Annotated in this window: 18 protein-coding genes and 1 pseudogene; 6 read left to right on the top strand and 13 right to left on the bottom strand. The window is 34.6% G+C overall.

Annotated features, from left to right (window positions below; translation table 11 throughout):
* Window positions 1-3: 3 nt before the first annotated feature.
* Complete coding sequence (locus tag ABWU28_RS00300) at window positions 4-3,630, top strand: ankyrin repeat domain-containing protein (RefSeq protein ID WP_264376655.1); 3,627 nt, start codon at window positions 4-6, stop codon at window positions 3,628-3,630.
* A 284-nt stretch (window positions 3,631-3,914) separates the two neighbouring features.
* On the top strand, window positions 3,915-5,660 hold the full coding sequence (locus tag ABWU28_RS00295) for a type I secretion system permease/ATPase (RefSeq protein WP_017532259.1): 1,746 nt from the start codon (window positions 3,915-3,917) through the stop codon (window positions 5,658-5,660).
* A 99-nt stretch (window positions 5,661-5,759) separates the two neighbouring features.
* Here the strand turns inward: ABWU28_RS00295 and ABWU28_RS00290 are convergent, their stop codons facing one another.
* The 7 genes from ABWU28_RS00290 to ABWU28_RS00260 all read right to left on the bottom strand — a co-directional run bounded on the left by ABWU28_RS00290 (window position 5,760) and on the right by ABWU28_RS00260 (window position 10,541).
* A complete protein-coding gene (locus tag ABWU28_RS00290; RefSeq protein ID WP_353275272.1) occupies window positions 5,760-5,948 on the bottom strand; it encodes a hypothetical protein in 189 nt (62 codons plus the stop codon).
* Window positions 5,900-6,085 (bottom strand): hypothetical protein, encoded by a 186-nt coding sequence (locus ABWU28_RS00285; RefSeq protein ID WP_353275270.1) that lies wholly within the window; start codon window positions 6,083-6,085, stop codon window positions 5,900-5,902. The genes ABWU28_RS00290 and ABWU28_RS00285 overlap by 49 nt, the downstream gene beginning before the upstream one ends.
* 11 nt (window positions 6,086-6,096) lie before the next feature.
* Window positions 6,097-7,398: a group II intron reverse transcriptase/maturase gene (gene ltrA, locus ABWU28_RS00280; RefSeq protein WP_353274935.1), complete on the bottom strand. Its 1,302-nt coding sequence runs from the start codon at window positions 7,396-7,398 to the stop codon at window positions 6,097-6,099.
* 26 nt (window positions 7,399-7,424) lie between these two features.
* Window positions 7,425-7,811, bottom strand: coding sequence for a hypothetical protein (locus ABWU28_RS00275; RefSeq protein WP_353274937.1), 387 nt, complete (start codon window positions 7,809-7,811; stop codon window positions 7,425-7,427).
* Entirely contained in the window at window positions 7,801-8,442 is a 642-nt protein-coding gene (locus ABWU28_RS00270) for a hypothetical protein (RefSeq protein ID WP_353275268.1), read from the bottom strand. The genes ABWU28_RS00275 and ABWU28_RS00270 overlap by 11 nt, the downstream gene beginning before the upstream one ends.
* A gap of 57 nt (window positions 8,443-8,499) precedes the next feature.
* Window positions 8,500-9,762, bottom strand: a complete 1,263-nt coding sequence (locus tag ABWU28_RS00265; RefSeq protein ID WP_007302203.1) for a pyruvate dehydrogenase complex dihydrolipoamide acetyltransferase — start codon at window positions 9,760-9,762, stop codon at window positions 8,500-8,502.
* A 284-nt stretch (window positions 9,763-10,046) separates the two neighbouring features.
* Window positions 10,047-10,541, bottom strand: a complete 495-nt coding sequence (locus tag ABWU28_RS00260; RefSeq protein ID WP_149168710.1) for a hypothetical protein — start codon at window positions 10,539-10,541, stop codon at window positions 10,047-10,049.
* Window positions 10,542-10,777: 236 nt separating this feature from the next.
* Between ABWU28_RS00260 and ABWU28_RS00255 the strand changes: the two genes are divergently transcribed.
* Window positions 10,778-11,728 (top strand): hypothetical protein, encoded by a 951-nt coding sequence (locus ABWU28_RS00255; RefSeq protein ID WP_264376656.1) that lies wholly within the window; start codon window positions 10,778-10,780, stop codon window positions 11,726-11,728.
* A 124-nt stretch (window positions 11,729-11,852) separates the two neighbouring features.
* Here ABWU28_RS00255 and ftsH read toward each other — a convergent pair whose 3' ends face one another.
* From ftsH to ABWU28_RS00230, 6 genes and pseudogenes are all read right to left on the bottom strand, one after another.
* On the bottom strand, window positions 11,853-13,682 hold the full coding sequence (gene ftsH / locus ABWU28_RS00250) for an ATP-dependent zinc metalloprotease FtsH (RefSeq protein WP_254229344.1): 1,830 nt from the start codon (window positions 13,680-13,682) through the stop codon (window positions 11,853-11,855).
* A 12-nt stretch (window positions 13,683-13,694) separates the two neighbouring features.
* A pseudogene (locus tag ABWU28_RS07235) lies at window positions 13,695-13,843 on the bottom strand (tRNA(Ile)-lysidine synthetase); the annotation flags it as partial.
* A 57-nt stretch (window positions 13,844-13,900) separates the two neighbouring features.
* Window positions 13,901-14,914: an ATP-binding protein gene (locus ABWU28_RS00245; RefSeq protein ID WP_264685967.1), complete on the bottom strand. Its 1,014-nt coding sequence runs from the start codon at window positions 14,912-14,914 to the stop codon at window positions 13,901-13,903.
* Window positions 14,915-15,043: 129 nt separating this feature from the next.
* A complete protein-coding gene (gene tilS / locus ABWU28_RS00240) occupies window positions 15,044-16,339 on the bottom strand; it encodes a tRNA lysidine(34) synthetase TilS (protein ID WP_353275265.1) in 1,296 nt (431 codons plus the stop codon).
* Window positions 16,340-16,507: 168 nt separating this feature from the next.
* On the bottom strand, window positions 16,508-17,464 hold the full coding sequence (locus ABWU28_RS00235) for an IS5 family transposase (protein ID WP_213863789.1): 957 nt from the start codon (window positions 17,462-17,464) through the stop codon (window positions 16,508-16,510).
* Window positions 17,465-17,579: 115 nt separating this feature from the next.
* Window positions 17,580-18,059 (bottom strand): OmpA family protein, encoded by a 480-nt coding sequence (locus ABWU28_RS00230; RefSeq protein WP_007302208.1) that lies wholly within the window; start codon window positions 18,057-18,059, stop codon window positions 17,580-17,582.
* Window positions 18,060-18,333: 274 nt separating this feature from the next.
* On the opposite strand from ABWU28_RS00230, the gene ABWU28_RS00225 reads away from it, so the two are divergent.
* From ABWU28_RS00225 to mnmA, 3 genes are all read left to right on the top strand, one after another.
* The gene (locus tag ABWU28_RS00225; protein ID WP_264375088.1) at window positions 18,334-19,752 is read left to right on the top strand and encodes a carboxypeptidase; all 1,419 of its coding nucleotides are present in this window, start codon (window positions 18,334-18,336) and stop codon (window positions 19,750-19,752) included.
* A gap of 20 nt (window positions 19,753-19,772) precedes the next feature.
* Complete coding sequence (locus ABWU28_RS00220; RefSeq protein WP_064085834.1) at window positions 19,773-20,840, top strand: rod shape-determining protein; 1,068 nt, start codon at window positions 19,773-19,775, stop codon at window positions 20,838-20,840.
* A gap of 219 nt (window positions 20,841-21,059) precedes the next feature.
* On the top strand, window positions 21,060-22,166 hold the full coding sequence (mnmA, locus tag ABWU28_RS00215; protein WP_019236778.1) for a tRNA 2-thiouridine(34) synthase MnmA: 1,107 nt from the start codon (window positions 21,060-21,062) through the stop codon (window positions 22,164-22,166).
* Window positions 22,167-22,176 lie beyond the last annotated feature (10 nt).

Raw genomic sequence — 22,176 nt, 5'->3', positions numbered from 1 at the left:
AGTATGTTCAAAAATAAATTTGACACAGTTATTAGTGTTTTCAAAGCTAAATCTAGTACAAGCGCAAAGACACTCAGTTCAGGTTTATTTGTTGCGGGAAACGTTGTTATGGCCAGAGCAATTAGTGAGATAGACCTCTCTTCATTACAAGGCAATTCAGAAGATAAAGTCAATAAGCAAGACCTAATAATCATATATGATTATATTAATAAAGTAACTCAAGAAGAAAACTATAATATATGTACTAATAATCTTGATTGTATAAAAAGCAGGATTTTAGCAGAAAATATAAGTGATTCATTAGCTGAAAAATTTCGTCAAGATGGATGGAATATAATAAGTAATGATGGTTCTTCGCTATTAACAGTGGCTATTGAAAGAATTAGGAAAGAACAAAAGAAAAATAGGAATTATGATATTCATGTTGAAATAGCTGTATCTCTAATTCTTAGTATGGGCAGAGAATTGATTATAAAATTGGAGAATTTTGCAGATAGTAATGATAAAACACTTCTACATTATTTAGCTGAGTCGGGTAAAGAAGATATTTTATGTTTTGTGATAGAAAATTCTAATTTTGACATTAAAGAAGCAGTAAGGAATAAAGATAGAGATGGTAAAACACCACTACACTATGCGGCTAAATCTGGCAATAAAGAATGCTTGAAAATTCTCATAGAAAATGAAGCAGATTTTAGTTGCACTACCAATAATAAAACCGAGTTACACTATGCTGCCAGAAGCGGAAGTCCTAACCTCCTAGAATATTTAAAAGAAATATTGACAGCAAAAGGAATTTTTGATAGGGAGAAAATTAAAACAGATAAATATGGAAATAACGCATTACACTATGCTGTGCAATCTGGAAATGCTGAGTGCATAAAATTCTTCATTGATAATCAAGTACAATTTTTAAAAAATAAATATAATGAGAATCCTTTTCATAAGATTGTAGGTAACTCAGAAACTCAAGAAAATGCCATAAATTTTCTTATAGAGCATCTAAAATTTTTAGGTAGACGAAAAAGTGAAATTAATCAAGAAAATGTAGATGGTAACACCCCATTGCATATAGCTGCAAAACATGGAAATAACCAGCTAATGAAATTGTTTACTCAATCAGGTGCAAAAATTGTTCAGAATAAACAAGGTAACACCCCCTTACATATTGCTATTATACATGGTAATTCATATTGTATAGACCTATTTTATGAAAATATAGGAAATAGCATACTTCAATCCAAAGGTGATTATGGAAGAGATCTTGTACATTTAGCTGCAATGTACGGGAAGTATGATTGTCTAACATCTTTACTCAAGAAATTTCCTGATTACGATTTAAGCACAGAAACACACAAAGGAAATATGGCCCTACACTTAGCTCTATCGAGTAATACAGAAACAGAACTAAGAAAAAAATGTGTGAGTCTATTAATAGACAGAAGCATGCAAGTAAATAAGAGTAATAATGAAGGAAACACCCCTTTACATTTTGCTGCCCAACTTGATTTATCGTTTTTAAGCATGATAGAAAAAAAGTTGGAAGAGAAGAAATTTGACGTTTATCAAGAGGTTTTGCGTGAGAATAGCAACGGTGACACCGTCTTTCATATGGCAGCACGTGTTGGTAATAAATCATGCCTTGAGCACCTTTTTAAAAAAGAGAGAGTGGGAGAAATATTAAGTAAGAAAAATAAGGATGGACAAACTTTACTACACTTATCTATCCTCAGTGGAAGAGTAGAATGCGTTAAGTATTTGGTAAAAAAAAGCCCAAAGGGTATTTTTTTAGAACAAAATACACAAAAAAAGTTGTTATTTGCAGCTATTTTGAGCGGCAATAAGGAATGTCTTGAATTTGTGTCAAAAGAACTTGTAGGTAAAAAGGTGGCTGCTAGCATCAAAGTGTTATATGATGAAAATGACAATACACCGTTACACATGGCTGCTCTTGCCAACGACATAGAATTCCCTCAGTATGTTATTGAAAGTATTGCTAAGTCAACTATTAGGAACACAGTACCACTTTTTAACACAAACAGTCAAGGGCTTATACCTCTACATTTAGCTGCCATGAGCCTTAATGCTGAGTTAATAGAATATTTTATGAAAGATAATCATTACCCCTATAATAAGAAAATGTTAAATGTTGTATCTAAATCTGGAAGAACAGCATTACACTATCTTGTAATGAGTGATAATGATTTTGAAAAAACTATAAATGAGGATTTTAAGCAAGGTCAATTTTTGAAAAAGTTAGTTTTAGAAAAGCGTAAACAAAATGAGCACTTAAGGGAAAAAGCTATTAAAGCCTTATTCTACCTAACAATCAGCACCGGAGAGAAAACTTTAAATGAAAAGATAAATTTTGATATAAAGGATAATGCAAAAAAAACAGCTTTAGATTATGCTTTTAAACATGGTGACACAAATATCTTGAGGTTATTTTTAGATTTCTTTTATGAAATAAGGGAAAACAAAAAAAGGAAATATGATAAACTTAACATGGAAGATCAAGAAAGAAGCAAAAAGCTTCTAGACTACTATAATCTGGCCATGTCAATATCAAGTGTGATTATTTCTGTTTGCATTAAGTATAATAATGCAGAATCTGAAAAGGAAGAAATTCCTACCTGGATTTCCATTGCATTTTCTTCGATATCATTTTTACTTATCTTATACAACTTAGTGATTGGCCTTCAAAAAGAACCTGTTAAACGTAAGATAGAAAACTATACTGAAAAAATGAACAGAATTGAAGAGGCTACAGGAAAGTTAGCTAAGACAAAAGTAGGGGATCATGATTTGGAGGAATACAACTCAATATTGGAACTATTAATAAAGAATGCAGAAGATATTTCACGATTGGAAAATGAACTTTACAAGTTTACGCATGAAACTAGATTAGAGAGTAAAGACAAACTCAATATTTCTCCTCAGAAAATGAGTAGGGGTGGTAGTGCACTACTATGTTCGAATAAGTCTTTAGAAGGTAGAAAAAGTTCACCTGTTTTGAATGATTTAACAGCAAAACTTAGTCTGTGTTCAAGACGCAACAGTAGAGTACAAAATACAATGGACAAGTTAGATAATCCATCATGTGTAATTACTATAAATGAGAATTCAGAAATTAAACCAAAAGCTCCGAAAAACAAATTCAAGAATGTTGCAACTAAGCTAAAAATAGGCAATATCTTTAGTAAGAAAAAAGAAGATCTTATCGCTTCATCAAGCTTATCAGAAGGTGCTAATCACGAGAATATTACAAAAATGAATGAAGAAAACTGTGGGTTGATAAAACGATTTGGTGATACCAATGGGTATTCAATATTTTCGACTCCTTTTAATCCAAGCAGTTCAACCTCAAGAGAAGAGTGTGGTAACAATCATAGTGCAGCGCGTCATGTGAGTTATGGTAGTGCAAATAATCCTGTGAGTGATAAGGAAGTTAGTAAATCTCCATCTCTAATACTTTCTAACTTTGAGGAGGGGATTACTGTTGACTGTTTTAAATTCGAAAGATATAGACCAAGGGTATATTCAAGTCCATCTTGTGTGAGAAAAAGAGCAATTACAGCTAGATCATTGGAATATGTAATACTTCCTGATCATATAGAAAGAGGAAAATAGATGCAGATTGTAGTCACTGACTCTGATAGCATCAACTTTCAGAGGAGTGATAGTAAGAACTGTCATTGAGTAGTAGATAAGAAAAACGTAGAACAATTGGCAAGGCTATCGTATAAGGTTATAGTAGAGAAGAAATTAGATAGCCTTGCTAAATTTCCATGAAAAAGTTTATATTCGCATATCATTAATATTTTATTACATTAATGATATGGTAAGGCAATAACTGTTAATACTTTTGAAATAAAAACTATATATGGTACATATAATTAAATAAAAGGAAGATTGTGGAAATCACTCCGTCAATAAAAAAGGAATTAAAGCAAAGTATACTATATACTTGTCTAGAGAAGTGCAAGAGTGCGTTTTGGTTCATTTTCTGGTTTAGCTCAGGGATTAATGCGTTAATGTTATTTTTGCCACTTTATACCTCTCAGGTACTTGATCGAGTGATATCGAGCGAGAGTGTGTCAACACTAGTTATGCTGACGATTATTACTTTATCTGCGTTTGCATGTTCTGCAATGCTTGAAACTTGTCGATATTTAGCTATGGCTAAAATTGGTGATTGGATTGATAAAACTGCAACACCAGATCTAATAGTAAGGTCAATCAGGTTAACATCAGTACAAAGCTCAACTTCAAGTGGTGAAGCAATACGAGATCTTGGAGTAATAAAAAATTTCATTACAGGAAATGGTATATTTTCACTGTTCGATACTCCATGGTCGCTAATTTACCTTGTTGTGATCTTTATGATACATACCTCTACAGGGTTTATAGCTATTGCCGGGATCATTATATTAGTTTCAATGGCAGTATGGAATGAACTTGCCACTAAGCGTATATTGCGAGAAACCAATGAAGAAACTATACGCAATATTAATGCTATAGATGTTGCAACAAGAAACGCAGAGGTGGTTGAAGCTATGGGCATGTCAGAATTTATAGTTTCTGATTGGTGTAAACGGAATGATCAAAATCGTGCAATGCAAGTTACAGCGCAGAATCGTTCTAATGTAATTACTGGTATTACTAAATTTTTACGTTCAACTCTCCAAATTTCAGTAATTGGAACAGGTGCATTACTTGCAATCACAGCTCACAAAACTGCCGGTAGCATTATTGCTGCCTCGATTTTGATGGGTAGAGTATTGGCTCCATTTGATGCAGCAGTTCATACTTGGAAATTTTTAAATCAAGCCAAGATGTCATATGGCAGGCTGCAAAGACTTATCCTAACATCCCCAAAAAGAGAGCAAACTATGGCTCTACCAGAGCCTGAAGGGAAGTTGGAATTTGATAGGGTATTTTTTACTCCTTATGGGAGCAATAAGCCAACAGTAAAAGGAATCTCATTTGTAATAGAACCAGGGGATGTTGTTGGTGTTATTGGTGCAAGTGCTTCTGGTAAGTCGACCATTGCAAAACTAACCGTTGGTGTTTGGAAACCCATATCAGGTGTAGTCAGACTAGATGGCGCTGATGTATATACTTGGAATCGAGAGAACTTTGGTAATTATGTTGGTTACTTACCTCAAGATATTGAGTTATTTAACACGAGCGTTAAAGCTAATATTGCCCGCATGAGACCAGATCCAAATCCTGAAGAAATAATCAAAGCAGCAAAAATTGCAGGAATACATGAATTAATACTGAGCTTACCAAATGGGTATGATACAACAATAGGAGGACCTGGAGGAGTAATACTCTCTGGTGGCCAAAAACAGCTTCTTGGACTTGCAAGGGCTTTTTATGGTAATACTAAGCTTTTAGTGCTTGATGAACCGAATGCTAACTTAGACAGTAATGGAGAGGCGCGCTTGATTAATGCAATCAATGTTGCAAGAGAGCAAAATACTACCACTGTTATCATCACTCATAAGCTACAGCTACTATCTGTAGTCAATACAGTGATCGTCATGTCAGATGGGGTTATTTATGCTATGGGACCAAAAGATGAGATTTTGAGTAGATTAGTTGCTCCATCACCAGATGCCACAGAAGATAAACGTTCTTCAGCAAGTGGTTAAGAAAGAGAGAAGTTGTCACACTTCTCTTTCTCTTATAGAGTACTATATGCACAGTTTATAAAATCTTAAGCAATTGTTATTCGAAAAATCCAATAATGATTAGCCGCGGAACCTATTTGCTAATTCTCTCACATTAACCTTAGACATTTCTGATGTAGGCTCTTGTGTATATGAGACATCAGATTTAACGCCTTTTTTGTCATGACCTTTAGTAATAGAACATACTACAGTATCAGCCTTTACATGCTTAACACTTGGATCTGATTGAAACCCATGCTTTCTTTCCATTTGTGCTTCAAGCTTACTGCTATGTTCGGTAGAAGCTGTAGCTTTACTCCTCTCGTTTGAGTTTTATTACTACAACTCCCCCTAAAGAACCGTGCTTGCAGATTTCCCGCACACGGCTCATCAATATTAGTTTTCACAGTCGTCCCTCTTATGCATATAAAGAAAAATGTATTTTTGGCTTTGGTAATGGATTTACTTCTACGTAGTGTACAAACTGTTCCCAGGTCATACTCTTTTTCTGACTACGCCGATTTATCCATTTAAATGCTAGCTTTCTTACTGATGTGTAAAATTGTTTCAAACACCAATAATTTCCGCTAATACCAAAGTAGTTATAGTGTCCTGTTAATTTAGCCTTCAGTACTTGCCACCAAGCTTTAAGTCGAATACTTCCGCGGACTATTTTCAACCACTCCTTGATTTCTTTTAGTTTTCTGGCTAGATTTAACTTTGAGGTTTTATGTCCCATTATTAATCTACCACGACGACTTTTTGCACCATAGTGCGTAAACCCCAGAAAATTGAAACTTTCCGTCCTTCGTTTCTCTCTTATCGCTTGTTGCCACTCCCTCTTGCCAAACTTTACTACTCTGGTCTTGTTTTCAGATACTTCCAACCCAAATTTATTTAGCCTTTGTTTCAGTAATTCCAGAAATTCTTCCGCGTCTACCTTACTTTCGCAACAAACCACAAAATCGTCGCAAAACCTTATTAGTTGTATATATCCTCTGGATCTTGGTTTAAATTTCTTTTCTATCCATAAATCCAACACATAATGTAAGTATATATTTGCTAATACAGGACTTACTATACCACCTTGGGGTGTACCTTGTTTTGTTGCTTCATAATTTCCAGCTTCGACTATCCCTGCCTTGAGAAACCGCTTTACTAACCACCGCAAATTTGGGTCAGTTATTCGTTCCCTTAGACATCTCATTAGCCATTTATGCTGTATATTATCGTAGAACTTCTTGATATCCACTTCTACAATGTAGTTTATTGGCTTGTACATAACTGCTTTATCTAGTGCATTTACCGCTTGATGACAGTTTCTTCCAGGTCGAAATCCATATGAGCTGTCCAGAAAGTTTGCCTCGTAAATATTTTCTAGTATCTTCTTCAGCATAATCTGTACTAATTTATCCTCGGTCGATGGTATTCCGAGTCCGCGTTTCTCTTTACTTCCAGCTTTCGGTATATATACCCTCTTTACTGGTTGTGGTTGATATTGCTTCCTCTTCATACTTTCTACTAGCACTTCGAGTTTCTCATTCAGATTTTCTCCGTATGATTCCACTGTTATCTGGTCTACTCCACAAGCCTTGTTACGCTTCAGTTCTTTATAACATCTCGCAAGATTCTCTGTATTTATCAGATGGACTAACGATGTGAATTTTAGTCGCTTATCTTGCTTTGCTCTTACTGCTATCTGGTTTAGTTTATTTTGCATGTTATTCCAACCTCCGTTGTATTGGCCTAGCAATCCCTATTCCAGTTACTATATTGCTGATCGCTTCCCCTTGTACGTGGCTTTCCCACATTCTGAGTACTATCAATCAGTCCGACTTCCCCTGCATCTTCCGCTAGTTCTTGCCTTTGTTGACTTGTTCCAGCGTACCTTTGTAGGAATGCATAGGATCTCCCAAGTTCACTTGAAGTCCATTTCAATACATGGCACGGTCTCAGATCCCGATAGAGTGAGTGATAACTTGCCTTTACGCTATCCTTCATGCTGTCTTCCATGGCCATGAAAATGTCGACCTCTATGTCTTCAGGTATTTCGGAACTCAATCCCTTCACTTTCGTTGTACCCTGCATTGTCCATCCCACTAGCTCTATTACACTCGTTACCTCATGCAACATAGTGGTCTGTTCCAAACTGTTGGCTAGACTTTGTTTGTGTTGGATTTTCACCAACTGTTCTCCAAGCACTTCTTGGCGCACCATGTGTAACCCTACACCTTTCTAGATTACGGTCACGTTTGTCAGGAGCTACATATCCATCTATATCACTACATAAGAACGGGCGCACTTTGAACCTGTCTGAACTAACACCATTTTCAACACTTGCAGAATTATGAGCTTTTCTATTATTGCGCATTTTATCTACAGCTTCCTTTATTTTTTCTTTTGATGGTTTTGGCAGCAGTGCTGGCTTATATGCACATGCTGGTAGTTCTGGAAATGAGTCCTCCTGAAACAGCAAATGACTTTGGTTTCTCTTACTATCTGATTCTTCAATATTCTTTATTGGTGTCTTGAAAGAGTTTTCATTTTTCTTTCTTAGATCCAACTCATTTAATCCGCTTCCAACATTATTTTTTCTTGTTGTAGTGTGAATAACACCTGGAAGTTTCACTTCATACTTAAATTTTTTACCAATGGTATCTATTGACTCATTAGATGAGGAATCTATTTGAAACCTATCGTTTGAAAATTTTGATTTTGTAGCATCAAAAGATATACTACGTTTTTCTATCTTTTTATAAGTCATATTTTACCTCTAAACCTATTAACTAATAAAAGTATAAACTAAGAGGTATTAATTTTATTATAATAATAAAGGCTCAAGAAGCATCACCGTAGGGTTTTCTATATAGTACTTAAAGGCATTTAAAAATTTTGCTCCGAGTGCTCCATCAACTGCTCTGTGGTCAACAGAGAGAGTAACTGTCATTACCTCTGCTATCTCTATTTTTTCACTTATGACAACTGGTTGTTTTTTAGATGCGCCGACAGCCATAATGCAAGACTGTGGTGGATTGATTATAGCACTGAAAGTTTTTATACCAAACATGCCTAAATTAGAAATGGTAAACCCTCCTCCTTGAAATTCTTCAGGCCTTAATTTTCCAGATCTTGCTCTATTTACTAAATCTTTCACTTCTTTTGATATAGATAAAACACTTTTTTCATCAGCATTTTTTACTATAGGAGTAATCAGTCCATCCTCAAGCGCTACAGCAATTGAGATATCTATATTTGAGTATCTTACTATTTTAGTATCTATCCACGATGAGTTTATATCAGGAAATTTTTTCATGCTGAAAGCCACAGCTTTTATAATTAAGTCATTAATTGTTACTTTATTGTTCTCATTTGCTGAATTAACCTCATTTTTGAGCGATATTAGCTTATCAACGTGGCAGTCTACAGTTAAATAAAAGTGTGGAATATTTTGCTTAGATTCAACTAGGCGCTGCGCTATCACTTGGCGCATATTACTTACTTCAACTGTTGTATTTTCCTCAAATCTCTCATAGCTTTTAGTTTGATCTAAAAATTCTAATACATCAGCTTTGATGATACGACCATATGGACCTGTACCTTTTAATCGCTTTATATCAACACCTTCATTTTGAGCTATTTTTTTAGCTAAGGGGCTTACTTTTATTCTATTTTCTGTTGCTCTATCCTCTTTTTTAGATCCCAGTGTCACGCACTGGGATGACATTAAAGAGCTAGATGAAATCGAAGGGTTGGATGATACTGAAAAATCGGCTTCAACCTCCTTCTCAACCTTGGTATTGATGGCAGAAGCTAAATCAAGTGCGCTTTTATCTTCCCCTTCCTCTAACATTAGAGCTATCAGTTGATTTACAGGCACGCCACTTGTTCCTTCCGACACTAAAATTTTTGCCAAAACTCCTTCATCGACAGATTCAAACTCCATTATGGCTTTATCAGTCTCAATTTCAGCGATTACATCACCTATTTCAACTTTATCTTGTTCTTTTTTACACCACTTTACAATTTTTCCTCCAGTTTTACTCATTGTTGGGGAAAGAGCAGGCATCAATATTTCTATAGGCATTTATTCTGTATTAAAAGATCTATTTAACTTTTAATTTACTCTTTACCCTATGTCAATCTAATCGTAAATTATGATACTTATATCATCCTAGTACGTGATGCTGGAATCTTGGTTGACTACTGTTATCCTACTATTTCTATTGCTTAGTCCTAGACAGAGTACAAATAGTAAGATCATCATGAAAATAGACGAATCTGTTATAATGGAAATAGAAAAATGTAGTGCTTACTATCCTCTCACAAACATATAGCTTGGGTACAGAAAAAATTTATATGAGGAGCTGGTTAAATTGATAAAAGATCAGAATTAATAGTAGTTTCCGAATCTTCTGTAGCAGGCTCTTCATGTGAAGCAGAGGACAGACTAACTTCTTTATCCTCTGTTCTCTGTATAGAACTACCACAAAAACTCCTTAACATCTCTTCAGCAGATGAATTTAAAATCTGTATAATAGACTTTTCACTTTGTTCTTTCAGCGATTGATCCATTCTAGAAATCAACTCGGAAAATTCACTACCTTCTTTTCTAGCTTCACTTTCTATCTTATTTTTTATGCTTTCTATATTACTTTGGTTAATTTCTTCTTTCGTTATGTTAAATGAATTAGCAATACCTTGATACTTAATCTCACAATCGCCACAGCCAACTATGCAAAGAGCAATAGAATCGGATATTTCACCTGCAGCCGAATTATGGATAGTGTAAGCTAAGCAATTGTCATGATATTTAATGCCAAGCTGTTGCTCTATCAATTCAGAAATTTCATTTTTTAAAGACATAAAGTACCTCCTTCTTACATTACTGTACTTTCTGATTAAAGTACAACAGCTGCTCCTAAATAGCAATCCATATATGGTTTACTTTAATAAATTATTAAAGTAAGAAGCTTTTACATCCTAAAACATAACTGAGATAAGCCAATGTAAAAAAATTTTTAAACGAGAATTATTGTATATATATTACTTATTTGGTAAAATTATTTTGGCAAAATAGCATATAAAAGTTGAGGCTAATTATGAATATTAAAGAAGGAAAGGATTTACAACAGGAGTTATTAGGAATTGTTTTCAATATACTCATAGAAAGTGAAGATAGCGCCATAGAAGCTATGGAAACAAGAGCAGTAGAGATAATTAAAAAACTAAAGGAACACATTAATGATGATATAGAGTATGGTGGTCAAAAAAAGCCAATTTTAGATTGGGTTATTGTTTGTGATTCTCAGAATAATGTCAGACTAAATAACAAGTCGCTATTAAAATTTGAGAAGGCAATTAAGGATATTGGAGGAAGAGCAACGCTAAATGAAATAGAAAGTATAATAAGGTTGTTAGTAGAACAAGCACAGCTAAATCATGTTAGAATTAGAGGTGAAAGAGAAGTACCACTAAACTTCTTTGAGGAAAACATAATAATGAGAGAACGAAGAAGGGCAAGAGAACAACAAATGCGGCCAAATTTTGTTAGAGAAAGAGAAGCGTCATTGAATCTCTCTGGAAACAGGAGTGAAAATATAAGAAGACCAGGAGAACAAATGCAGCCAAGTGAAGTATCACTAAATCTCTCCGAAAATAGGGATGAATATACAATAATGAGAGAACGAAGAAGAGCGGGAAGGCGAATGCGGCCAAATTTTGTTAGACGTGAAAGAGAAGTACCACTTAGTTCAAAAATAGGACAATTAATTGGTGTAGTTTCATCCATAATTGTAGGTGCTTTCATTGGTATAATGGTTGGTATGGTCATTGCTGGTTTATGTATTGAGCTTTGTGTAATCACCACTGCAGAACCGATTCTTCTCATCATGGGTGCTACTGCTGTTATAGGAGCTATTGTAGCAGGAACTGCTCCTGTATTAAAGCTAATAGAGATGTTTAAAGGTCAAGAACCTAATCTTTCTCCTAGTAGCGGTCTGGAAAGCTCTAATACTGAACATACTTATTTAAATAGGCAAAGAGTTATTTAGAAAAAAATTGGAAGAATGTTCAAAAAAGTCCATTTATAAAATACATCGGCTTAACTATGATCTTATAACTTAAGCTAATTAATTAAAAATTTTTGTTTTAGCGGTTAAATAAAGCCAGATCTTATTAGAGAGAGGATCTTCTTATCTCTTCTTTACCTTCATTTTCATTTCTAACAATTTTTTTTCCACTTAATATGTCTCTTATTTCATCTCCTGTTAAAGTTTCAAACTCCAGTAGATTTTCAGCAATGAGCTCCAAGTCTTTCCTACGCTTGGTTAAAATGTCTTTTGCTTTTTCATAGCAAGAAAATACAACTTTCTTTATTTCCTCATCTATAAGTCTTAACGTATCTTCAGAAATTGTCTCAGAATCATGTGTGATTTGTTCACGATTGTGATATATTGGCCCTATTTTGTCACTCATTCCCCATTTTGTCACCATAGCACGTGATAAATCTGATGCTAGTTTTATATCTGAAGATGCGCCGCTTGTGACTTTATCATAGCCAAAAATTAGCTCTTCTGCCACACGTCCACCCATTGCAACAGTTATATCTGCTAGCATCTTTTCTCTTGTGAGGGACACTCTATCTGTTTCTGGTAGTCTCATAACTAAACCGAGTGCTCTACCACGTGGAATAATTGTTGCTTTGTGTATAGGATCAGAAGCAGGCATATTAACTGCAACTACTGCATGACCAGCTTCATGGTAAGCAGTAAGCTTTTTTTCTTCTTCTGTAATGACTAAGGACCTTCTTTCCATGCCCATCATCACTTTATCACGTGCATACTCAAAATCATCCATGGTAACAATTTTCTTATTTCTTCTTGCAGCAATAAGCGCAGACTCATTCACTAAATTTGCTAGATCAGCCCCTGAAAAACCTGGCGTTCCCCTCGCAACTGTTTTTACGTTTACATCTGGTGCTATCGATATTTTCTTTATATGCGTATTTAATATTCTCTCACGCCCATTTATATCAGGTAAAGAAATAGTAATCTGTCGGTCAAAACGACCAGGTCTAAGTAGTGCTGGATCTAGGACGTCTGGACGGTTAGTTGCAGCAACTATTATCACACCTTCATTAGACTCGAAACCATCCATCTCAACCAGTAACTGGTTTAATGTTTGTTCCCTTTCGTCGTTACCGCCACCAAGACCAATGCCGCGATGCCTACCTACTGCATCTATTTCGTCTATGAAAATTATACAAGGAGCATTTTTCTTGCCTTGATCAAACATATCCCGGACACGGCTTGCACCAACACCGACAAACATTTCAACGAAATCAGATCCAGAAATACTAAAAAACGGTACATTAGCTTCACCTGCAATTGCACGAGCAAGTAGAGTTTTACCAGTTCCAGGGGAACCAATTAAAAGACATCCTTTTGGTATCTTCCCACCTAACACTTGAAATTTTTGCCTTTGTTTAAGAAAATCAACAATTTCAACCAACTCTTCTTTTGCTTCATCAATCCCAGCAACATCATCAAATGTCACTTTTTTTCCAGTAGTCATAAGCCTAGCTTTTGATTTGCCAAAGCTTATAGTTCTATTACCTCCTGCTTGCGTTTGTTTAAAAAGGAAAAGTAATAAACCGATAAAGATAAGCGTCGGAACCCATTGAATAAGTAATCCACCAATTATACCTATTGCAGAGTCTCCAATTGAAAAGGAGAACTTCACTTTCCTATCATGCAAACTTTTTATTAAGTCACTATATATAACACCACTTGAGTTAAAGGCTGACCCATCCCTAAACTTCCCTTCGATGCTTTGGTTTCTTATTGTAATATTTTCTATATCATTATCTTCTAGTCTAGTTAAAAATTCTGAAAAAGGTATGGTTGTTTTACTCTTACCTATACTTCCGCTAAATTGAATATAAGCAACTGAAATAAGAACAATAATCACTAACCAGATCAATAAGCCTTCTAAAAATTTTTTCATTTACATTTCTAATTAAATACTAATCAAGCTTACCAAATTTTGTTTTATCGTGCTATTAATAATGAATCGAATCTTATCATCACCGTATTTTTTCGTTATAATTTACATCAGGATAAGCAACCACCTTTCCATTTTTTCACTGTTGGAAAAGAGTAGTAAACTTTAGAAAAATAATTACAAATTTAAAAAGTTGTTTTTCACTGCAATAAGTATATGTGTTATGTACTGGTAAGATGCTGCTGCATATAATTTTCTACAGCAGGTTGTAGTAATGCACTTATTACATTATTACCTGTATTGCTCGCTTTTCTATTCTTGAATTTTTTATGTGTACTATTAAACTCTTCAAGTGCTTTTGTAAAATCACCCATGCTAACAACAGGTTCTTCTATTTTTTGCTCTTGAGTACGCCTTACGGCATTATGCTTGGCCTCATTTACTAAATTAGATAACTCAGCGCCTGAATAGCCTTCAGTTTTTTCTGCAATTTCTTTAAGGTTTAGATCTGATCCAACTGGCACATTCTTCATATAAAGATCTAATATCTTTTCTCGTGAGCCCAATTCTGGTAGGGAAATATAGATATGCTTAGAAAAACGGCCAGGCCTAAGAAGCGCTTCATCTAAAACTTCACGACGATTAGTTGCAGCAATTACTATTACACCTTTGTTAAAATTAAAACCATCCATTTCGGTCAATAGTTGGTTTAAAGTTTTAGCGCAATTTTCACTTACGTGATGACCAATAGAATTGCGCTTTGCACCTATGGAATCTATTTCATCTATAAAAATTATACAAGGAGCATTCTTTTTTGCTCTTTTAAAAAAGTTGCGTACATGATATACACCTTGACCAACATACTCTCCAACAAGCTCAGAGGCCGAAATACTTTCAAATGAGATATTAGCTTCACCTGCAACAGCGCGAGCAAGAAGTGTTTTACCATTTCCTGGTGGACCATATAAAAGGTAACCCTGTGGTGGTTTAAAACCAACTTTTTCAAACATTACCTTCTTCTCTTGTGATATATCATTACAAATCATACGTAGCTCTTCTTTTATTTCATCTGATAAGATGACATTATTAAGTGTTACTTTTTGCTCACCTTGCTCACCTTCTATTACTTTAGATGGTTTCATTAAATAAATAGCAAAACAAATAGCAAGACCTAATACAACCGCAGTGCATATTACTGAACATGTCACTACAGCAGATGTTATAATAATAGGCATGAAGGATATAGTGGCCGCAGCAGCTTTAATTTTTAAAAAAAGAACATACATAAGATAAATAAAAGCAGCGATTGTTAGACATAATAAAACAAATTTAAAAAATCTTGTCCCACTCATTCTAACCCTTAATTAAATATTAGTTAACTTTAGCAAATTTTCCTTTATTATACTAGCGATAAAATATTTAATCTCGCCATCACTAGTGCTCTTACTATTATGTTTCATACATGGATAAGCAAACATCTTTCCATCTTTTAGGACTACAGGTAAAGAGTAAAAAACTTCAGGGCAGCAGTTGTAATCTTTTAGAAATTCAGGAATTTTTTGTGTTTTCTTTAGCGGAGCAAGAGTTACTGAACACTTCTGATTGCTAAGTATTGTACAGCCAAATCTATTGTCCCATGTAATGGGTTCGCACATAGGCAAATTTACAGTAATTTCTTGTATCTTTGACGATTCTCTAATTATTAAGATATTTTCTCCATATTTTCTTATTTTGCACCCAGAAAGTGTACAGTTAACATTACTACCCTTTTGCAATATTTTATTAAATATTACGATAAGGCTGTTGTACCTTGGTTTATAATGTTTGCTGGCAATTGCCATTATAGAGTAAAGAAGAAGCCTCAAGGCTATTTCCTCTGGCAATTGATAAAATTCACTTAGTTTAATTTCAATATAACCAAAATCATGAACATTAACACAATCATCAAATGCAAGGCGTGTGTAGTGCATCAACGCTTTTGCAGCTCTTTTCATATGAAGTGCTGTAAGGCATATTCGCTCTGTTAGAACATCTTGATTATCACTTGCTTTAAGTAAGTTACGGTATAAAGTTCGTCTGTATTTTAAGTCATAATTGCTTCTATCTTCGATCCATCTTAACTGATGAAGCTTAGCATACCTTTCTATTTCACTACGACTAAAATTTAACAACGGCCTAAATATATAAACACCATTTAAGAAAGATTTGTAATCCATTGATGATAATCCATCTACGCCACTACCCCGCTCTAATCTCAACAAGAACGTTTCTGCTTGATCATTTTTGTGGTGAGCAACAAATAAATATTTAACATTATTATTTTTACACCATTTTGTTAATAAGTTATACCGTGCTTTTCGTGCCTGCAACTGAATATTGCCTTTAATATTTTTCTTCTCCCAATTTAACATGAGCGATTCCTTTGCCCCAAGTTCTTTTGCATAGCTTACAGCAAAATCAGCTTCTTTTTGAGACTCTGAACGTAACCCATGATTTACTGTTAATGCTATAGGAAGTGAAGGTTTATTTTTTTTTGCCCAATTAATCATTAAGTGCAATAAAACTACACTGTCTACACCACCTGATACTGCAATCGCAACTTGATTATCATGAAAAGCAAACTTATTAACTATATTTTGAAATAATAACTCTAATTTCATTATGTTTCTTGATGGCCAGATAGTCTCCACGTCATACAGCGACTTATTTGTGTTATATATAGATCCCGCTAACAAGCAGCGTAATTGCTCTCTTTTGTCATCCCAGTGCTTGACACTGGGATGGCTTTGTTGCACAGCTCTTCGGATAGTGGGTAATGTATAATAAATTCATGAAGCTATATCAAACTTAGCCATGCCTATTTCAGTAAATTTGTTAAGCAAATAACACTTGAGTAGCAGTTCCTTCTCACGATTAATCTCAGATTTATTCCTAAAACTAAATCCAAATATTTGCTTCAGTCGCGAGAAAAAACTTTCTATATAAGATCTCTTCCAATAATTTATCTCTTTTTTCCACCTCTTCATACCATCTTCATCATATGACTTTATGAGCTTGATTGTAGAATTTCTCTCATTCATATAATCCAACTTTGGATGCTCTACTGCATTATTTTGCGGAGGAATCCTTGTCTTTATGTCAAGCTCATCGCACAGTTTGTATAACTTCTTTCGATTATATGCCCTATCTGCATATATCGTGCTTATGTTATACTTGGTATCCACTCTTTCAATAAGATCACAGGCTCCATAGTGGTCGGAATAAACTCCACTACTGTATTTTGCAGCTATAACTTTTTTACTACCTATCTCTAGCATTACATGTAGCTTTCTTGTTTGCTCATAGCGGCGATACTTTCTATCTGTACCATTTGCCTTACTATGGCCTGGAATATTATTGTAGATGCTGATACCTGTACTATCTATAGCAATTTCAATATCTTCCATATCGTTCTTATCAACTCTGCAGTCGTTGATTTTGATATTAAGCTTTTTAAACCTTCTTGAAGCCTGCGAATAGCTGATAATTTGCAAAATTTTCCCTATTTGCTCAAGATATTTCTCTATAAATCCCACTGTTTGCCTAAGACCAATCCTGAATAGATAGGTTATTATGTGAATTAGAATCACTACTTTGTCGCTGTAGACATTGTTGCCACCTGCTACTTTTGGACTATTTTCGTACCAATTTTCAATGGCATCGTTGATATAATGAAAAACATTTCCCCTTTCTTGAAGAAATTTGTTATATTCATTGCAGTTACTGACTTTCATTCTTATTGGCATATTTTTCCTTTGTCGGCTAAATATCTATTTTATAACAAATTCCATCAGTAACTGCCTGTTCTTTCCTTGAGTGGTGCAACAAAGCCCACTGGGATCCAGGTTTTAATGCAAGAAACTACTTCTTTATTCCAGAAAATGAAAATTCCACTCTACGATTTTTAGCATGCTCTTTTTCATATTTAGAATTTCTAGAATCATCTTTTACATTAACCAAAGGCTCAGTTTCACCTTTAGAAGCAGTTTTTATTCTATTTTCTAGATAAGGTGTACAGCTGACCATAAATTTTTTAGCTGCATCTGCTCTTCTAGCTCCTAGTGCAAGATTATACTCGTGAGAACCACGATTGTCAGTATGACCAGTTAAAGTGACCTTTGCGTCAGGATTATTTTGTAACACTTCCATCACGTCAAGTAATGCATCTGCACTCACTTCACTGATACTAGATTCATCATAACCAAAGAAAACTCTTTTATCACCTATCTGCTTAACAACAGCATTCATTTTATTTGTCGTATTTACTCCTTTTTTAGGGCAAGAACTTACACCAGTAAGCAGTAAACAAAAACAACACATTATAATCAGTCTACTCCACATCACTAAACCTCCATAAATTTAAAATATAGTGCGTAATTTTAATTTTAGTACTAATAATCCCTCTATACTAGAATAGAGTCAAGGGAAATAAAATACTAAATGTTTTCTTTACAATCTTATAATTAATTTTCTGATAAGATGCTCAATTCTTAGCAATGAAGTACAATAAAAGAATAAAAATACAATTTTTTATTGTACTTTAAGCAAATATACTTTTAACTTTATTATTAATCTATTACGATATTAAGCAGATGTTTCAAAGCAATGAATAAAAATGAGATCTTATAAGTTTTTAGAGGAAGTATTACATAAGGTAAGGAATATCGAAAACACACTAAAACTACTAAGCAAAAGCCAATTGAATGTAGAGGACAAAGTTGAACAAATGTGTCTTCTAGAGGAAATCAGACATGAAATTATCTCTCATGATGCAATAAAGGAATCATTAGCGAATGCTCTTAGGAATAAAAAGAGTGCTAATATTCAGCAGCTAAAGTTAATAGAGGGGATACACAAAAGCAGCAGTGCTATTCCTGTTGATTTAGTAAAATCTTTGTCCAAAGCTAAGATTGAATGCCAAAACTTATGGAGGCTAACTAATTCTGAAATTAGTAACTTAGAAAAGCTGAAAGAATGCTTTACTAACCTAATTAAGCTTACTCGTGAAGCAGCTTCTATAAAATCGCAGCAATTAAAGCGCTCAAACTATGAGTCATTGCTTGCTGACTATGACTCTAATATCACAGAAAAGAACATAAAGGAAATATTTCCTAAGCTAGGTAAATTTTTTAGTGAAAATGTAGAGAAAGTAACTCAAAAGCAGAAGAAGGATAAGGTTACTAATATACAAAAAGTTACGGTTCAGAGACAGATTGAACTTGGTTCCTTATTCTTACAGCAAATGAGTGTTACACCAAATGAGATTTCCATTTCTTATTACGATTCTATCGATTATGATGAATCTGACCTTTGTTATGGTTTATTTTTACTTTTACGGCATACTGGTTATGCAATTCATCAAAAATGTTTAGCGCAAAATTCTATAAAGAGCTCAATTACAAAACATATTATGTATGAAACTCAAGGGTTATTCATGGAAAGGATCATTGGAACATCCAGAGAATTTATTGAGTTCATTCAACCACACATAAAGGAGAAACTTTCTACAAAAGGCAAAATTAATAGTAGTGTTGAAAATTTGTATTTGATTTTCAATAAAGTAAATCTTTCATCTTTTTTGAAGAATGCGGATGAATTTAGTTTATTGGCTCACATTATGCTAAGAACTAAATTAGAACAAGATCTAATAAATGGTACGTTAGAAGTTAAAGATCTACACGATAAATGGTTGGAAGGTATGAAGCATTACAAGATTTCAGTAAAAGCTAAAAATGAGCTAGACACTTATTTTCAAGATGAGTATTGGATAAGTGGTGTTATAGGCTACTTTCCTATTAAAGTCATAGCGTTAATCGCTGCTGTGCAGTTTTTTTCTTTCATTAAGAAAAATCATTACGAATTTTTAGATTCTATAGTAAAAGGAGATTTCAGTTTACTTATCGATTGGTTCTCTAAAAATGTATATAGTGCAAATTATGGCTTTTTGGAACAGCTAAAAAAGGTAACAGGTAGGGATTTAGATATTGAGTGCTACACTAGTTACTTATCTGAAAAGTATAATTTGTCTCAATAAATGGTTTTCTTGAGTTGTGTATGAGTTTTGTTCAGAATTTAATCAGAAATTTTTTTACTTTCAAAGGTTTATTTGCTAGCGATATTGCTATAGATCTTGGTACTGCAAATACTTTAGTTTATCAGAAAAGTCAGGGGATAGTGCTTGATGAACCCTCAGTTGTAGCAAGAGTAAAAGAAAAAGGAAGTTACGTTCCTTATGCTTTTGGCAAAAAAGCTAAGATGATGCTCGGAAAAACACCTGGAGAAATAGAAGCGATAAGGCCCTTGAAAGACGGAGTTATTGCTGATTTTAAAAGCGCGGAAGAAATGTTAAAATATTTCATACGCAGCGCAAACACAAGATTCACTGTTAATAAGCCTAATATTATCATATGTGTTCCATCTGGATCTACCCCAGTTGAAAGGCGTGCTATACAAGATGCAGCAGAAAGTGCTGGTGCAAATGAAGTATTCTTAATTGAAGAACCAATGGCTGCAGCAATTGGGGCTGGACTTCCAGTTACCGAACCTGAAGGTTCTATGATTGTTGACATAGGAGGTGGTACAACTGAAGTTGCAATTATTTCTTTAGGTGGAATTGTTTATTCACGTTCTGCCAGAGTAGGTGGTGATATTATGGATGAGGCAATAAAGTCATACATTCGTGAAAATCATAAGTTATTGATTGGCGAAACAACTGCTGAAAAAATTAAGAAAAACGTCGGTTCAGCCAGTCTGCCAGTTGAAAACAACAAAGAGGGAATGATAATTAAAGGCAGGGATTTAGTGAGTGGTATGCCAAAAGAAATGCTTTTATCAGAATATCAAGTTGCAGAGAGCCTAATAGAGCCTGTACATCAGATAATTTCTGCTATTAGAACTGCACTGGAGAGTACTCCACCCGAACTTTCTTCTGATATAGTTGATAGAGGAATAATTTTATCTGGTGGAGGTGGGTTATTGCGCAACTTGAGTAAAGTTATTAGTGAAACAACAAAATTACCAGTTCGTGTTGCAGATGATCCACTTTGTTGTGTTGCCCTGGGTAGCGGAAAAGTACTTGAAAACATGGACTATTTTGGCCATGTTTTATTCAAGCAAGATTAAATTGTTTTTGAAGATCGAATTGTTTTGATGGAATTATGTAATATAAATGAGATCCCAGTGTCACGCACCAAGTAATTTAAAGGCAACTTCCAGCAGGAAGGGGTGTCATCCCAGCGCTTGACACTGGAACTTGACTACAAATAAGTATGCTGTTTCGATGAAATTGTGTAATAGAAACTGGATTCCAGTGCTTGACACAGGTTTGTGTTTATAAATTATATGCTAAAAGAATTTGAAATTGAACCTTTATTAAAAGATAAAGCTCCGCATCAAACTAAGGCTATTGTTGCAATGTCCGGGGGAGTTGATAGCTCCGTTGCTGCAGCACTGCTGTATAACCTTGGGTACGAAGTGATAGGTGTGACTCTTCAGCTCTATGGCAGTGATGGTAATGCGAGAAAGGGTGCATGCTGCGCTGGACAGGATATTTATGATGCCAAATACGTGGCTGAAAGTGTTGGCTTTCCCCACTATATTTTAAACTACGAGGAAATATTCAAAAAGGAAGTAATAGAGGATTTTGCAAATACCTATATGCGTGGAGAAACTCCCATACCGTGCGTAAGGTGTAACCAAACAGTAAAATTTCGCGATCTATTGCAAGTTACAAAAAATCTTGGTGCGGATGTGCTCGTAACAGGACATTACGTAAGAAGATTAGAAGAAAATGGTGAGGTAAAGTTGTGCAGAAGTATTGATAAAAGTAAAGATCAAAGTTATTTTTTGTTTGCAACTACTGAGGAGCAGTTAAAGCTTTTGCGATTTCCATTAGGTGGGTTCTATAAAAGTGATATAAGAAAATTAGCAAAGTATTTTGGCTTACAAATTTCTGAAAAGCCGGATAGTCAAGATATATGCTTTGTTTCCGAAAGCTATAGTAAAACAATAGCTAAATTAGCTCCACAATCTGTGCAGAAAGGTAAAATAGTAGATATTCATGGAAAAGTGCTAGGTGAGCACAGCGGCATAGTAAATTTTACAGTGGGACAGAGAAGAGGCCTCTGCATCGCACACAATGAGCCTCTTTACGTGATAAAAATTAATACAGAAAATAATGAAGTTGTAGTAGGCCCGATCAATGCTCTAATGCAAAAAAAGATATTGGTCAAAGAGTTAAATTGGTTAGAACAACCAAAAGAAGGCATGGAAGTAACTGTGAAGCTTAGGTCATCACATGCAGGAAGCTTAGCGACAATATATTCAACTGACGAAAAGAACAAAGCCTGTGTAATTTTAAACGACGATTACTTTGGCATCAGTCCAGGTCAAGCCTGTGTAGCATATAAGGGCGAACAAGTTATAGGTGGAGGTTGGATATGCTCCTAACTTGGTGGTT

It is taken from the genome of Wolbachia endosymbiont (group B) of Pilophorus perplexus (assembly GCF_964028155.1).
In the GTDB taxonomy this organism is placed as follows: Bacteria; Pseudomonadota; Alphaproteobacteria; order Rickettsiales; family Anaplasmataceae; genus Wolbachia.
This window is presented reverse-complemented; position numbering and strand designations above follow the sequence as displayed.

Bases quoted from the DNA above. Each gene is read 5' to 3' on its own strand.
- ABWU28_RS00300 (WP_264376655.1), top strand. From the start codon at position 4: ATGTTCAAAAATAAATTTGACACAGTTATTAGTGTTTTCAAAGCTAAA.
- ABWU28_RS00290 (WP_353275272.1), bottom strand. From the start codon at position 5,948: ATGGAAAGAAAGCATGGGTTTCAATCAGATCCAAGTGTTAAGCATGTA.
- ltrA (WP_353274935.1), bottom strand. From the start codon at position 7,398: ATGCAAAATAAACTAAACCAGATAGCAGTAAGAGCAAAGCAAGATAAG.
- ABWU28_RS00275 (WP_353274937.1), bottom strand. From the start codon at position 7,811: ATGTTGCATGAGGTAACGAGTGTAATAGAGCTAGTGGGATGGACAATG.
- ABWU28_RS00270 (WP_353275268.1), bottom strand. From the start codon at position 8,442: ATGACTTATAAAAAGATAGAAAAACGTAGTATATCTTTTGATGCTACA.
- ABWU28_RS00265 (WP_007302203.1), bottom strand. From the start codon at position 9,762: ATGCCTATAGAAATATTGATGCCTGCTCTTTCCCCAACAATGAGTAAA.
- ABWU28_RS00260 (WP_149168710.1), bottom strand. From the start codon at position 10,541: ATGTCTTTAAAAAATGAAATTTCTGAATTGATAGAGCAACAGCTTGGC.
- ABWU28_RS00255 (WP_264376656.1), top strand. From the start codon at position 10,778: ATGAATATTAAAGAAGGAAAGGATTTACAACAGGAGTTATTAGGAATT.
- ftsH (WP_254229344.1), bottom strand. From the start codon at position 13,682: ATGAAAAAATTTTTAGAAGGCTTATTGATCTGGTTAGTGATTATTGTT.
- ABWU28_RS00245 (WP_264685967.1), bottom strand. From the start codon at position 14,914: ATGCCTATTATTATAACATCTGCTGTAGTGACATGTTCAGTAATATGC.
- tilS (WP_353275265.1), bottom strand. From the start codon at position 16,339: ATGAAATTAGAGTTATTATTTCAAAATATAGTTAATAAGTTTGCTTTT.
- ABWU28_RS00235 (WP_213863789.1), bottom strand. From the start codon at position 17,464: ATGCCAATAAGAATGAAAGTCAGTAACTGCAATGAATATAACAAATTT.
- ABWU28_RS00230 (WP_007302208.1), bottom strand. From the start codon at position 18,059: ATGTGGAGTAGACTGATTATAATGTGTTGTTTTTGTTTACTGCTTACT.
- ABWU28_RS00225 (WP_264375088.1), top strand. From the start codon at position 18,334: ATGAGATCTTATAAGTTTTTAGAGGAAGTATTACATAAGGTAAGGAAT.
- ABWU28_RS00220 (WP_064085834.1), top strand. From the start codon at position 19,773: ATGAGTTTTGTTCAGAATTTAATCAGAAATTTTTTTACTTTCAAAGGT.
- mnmA (WP_019236778.1), top strand. From the start codon at position 21,060: ATGCTAAAAGAATTTGAAATTGAACCTTTATTAAAAGATAAAGCTCCG.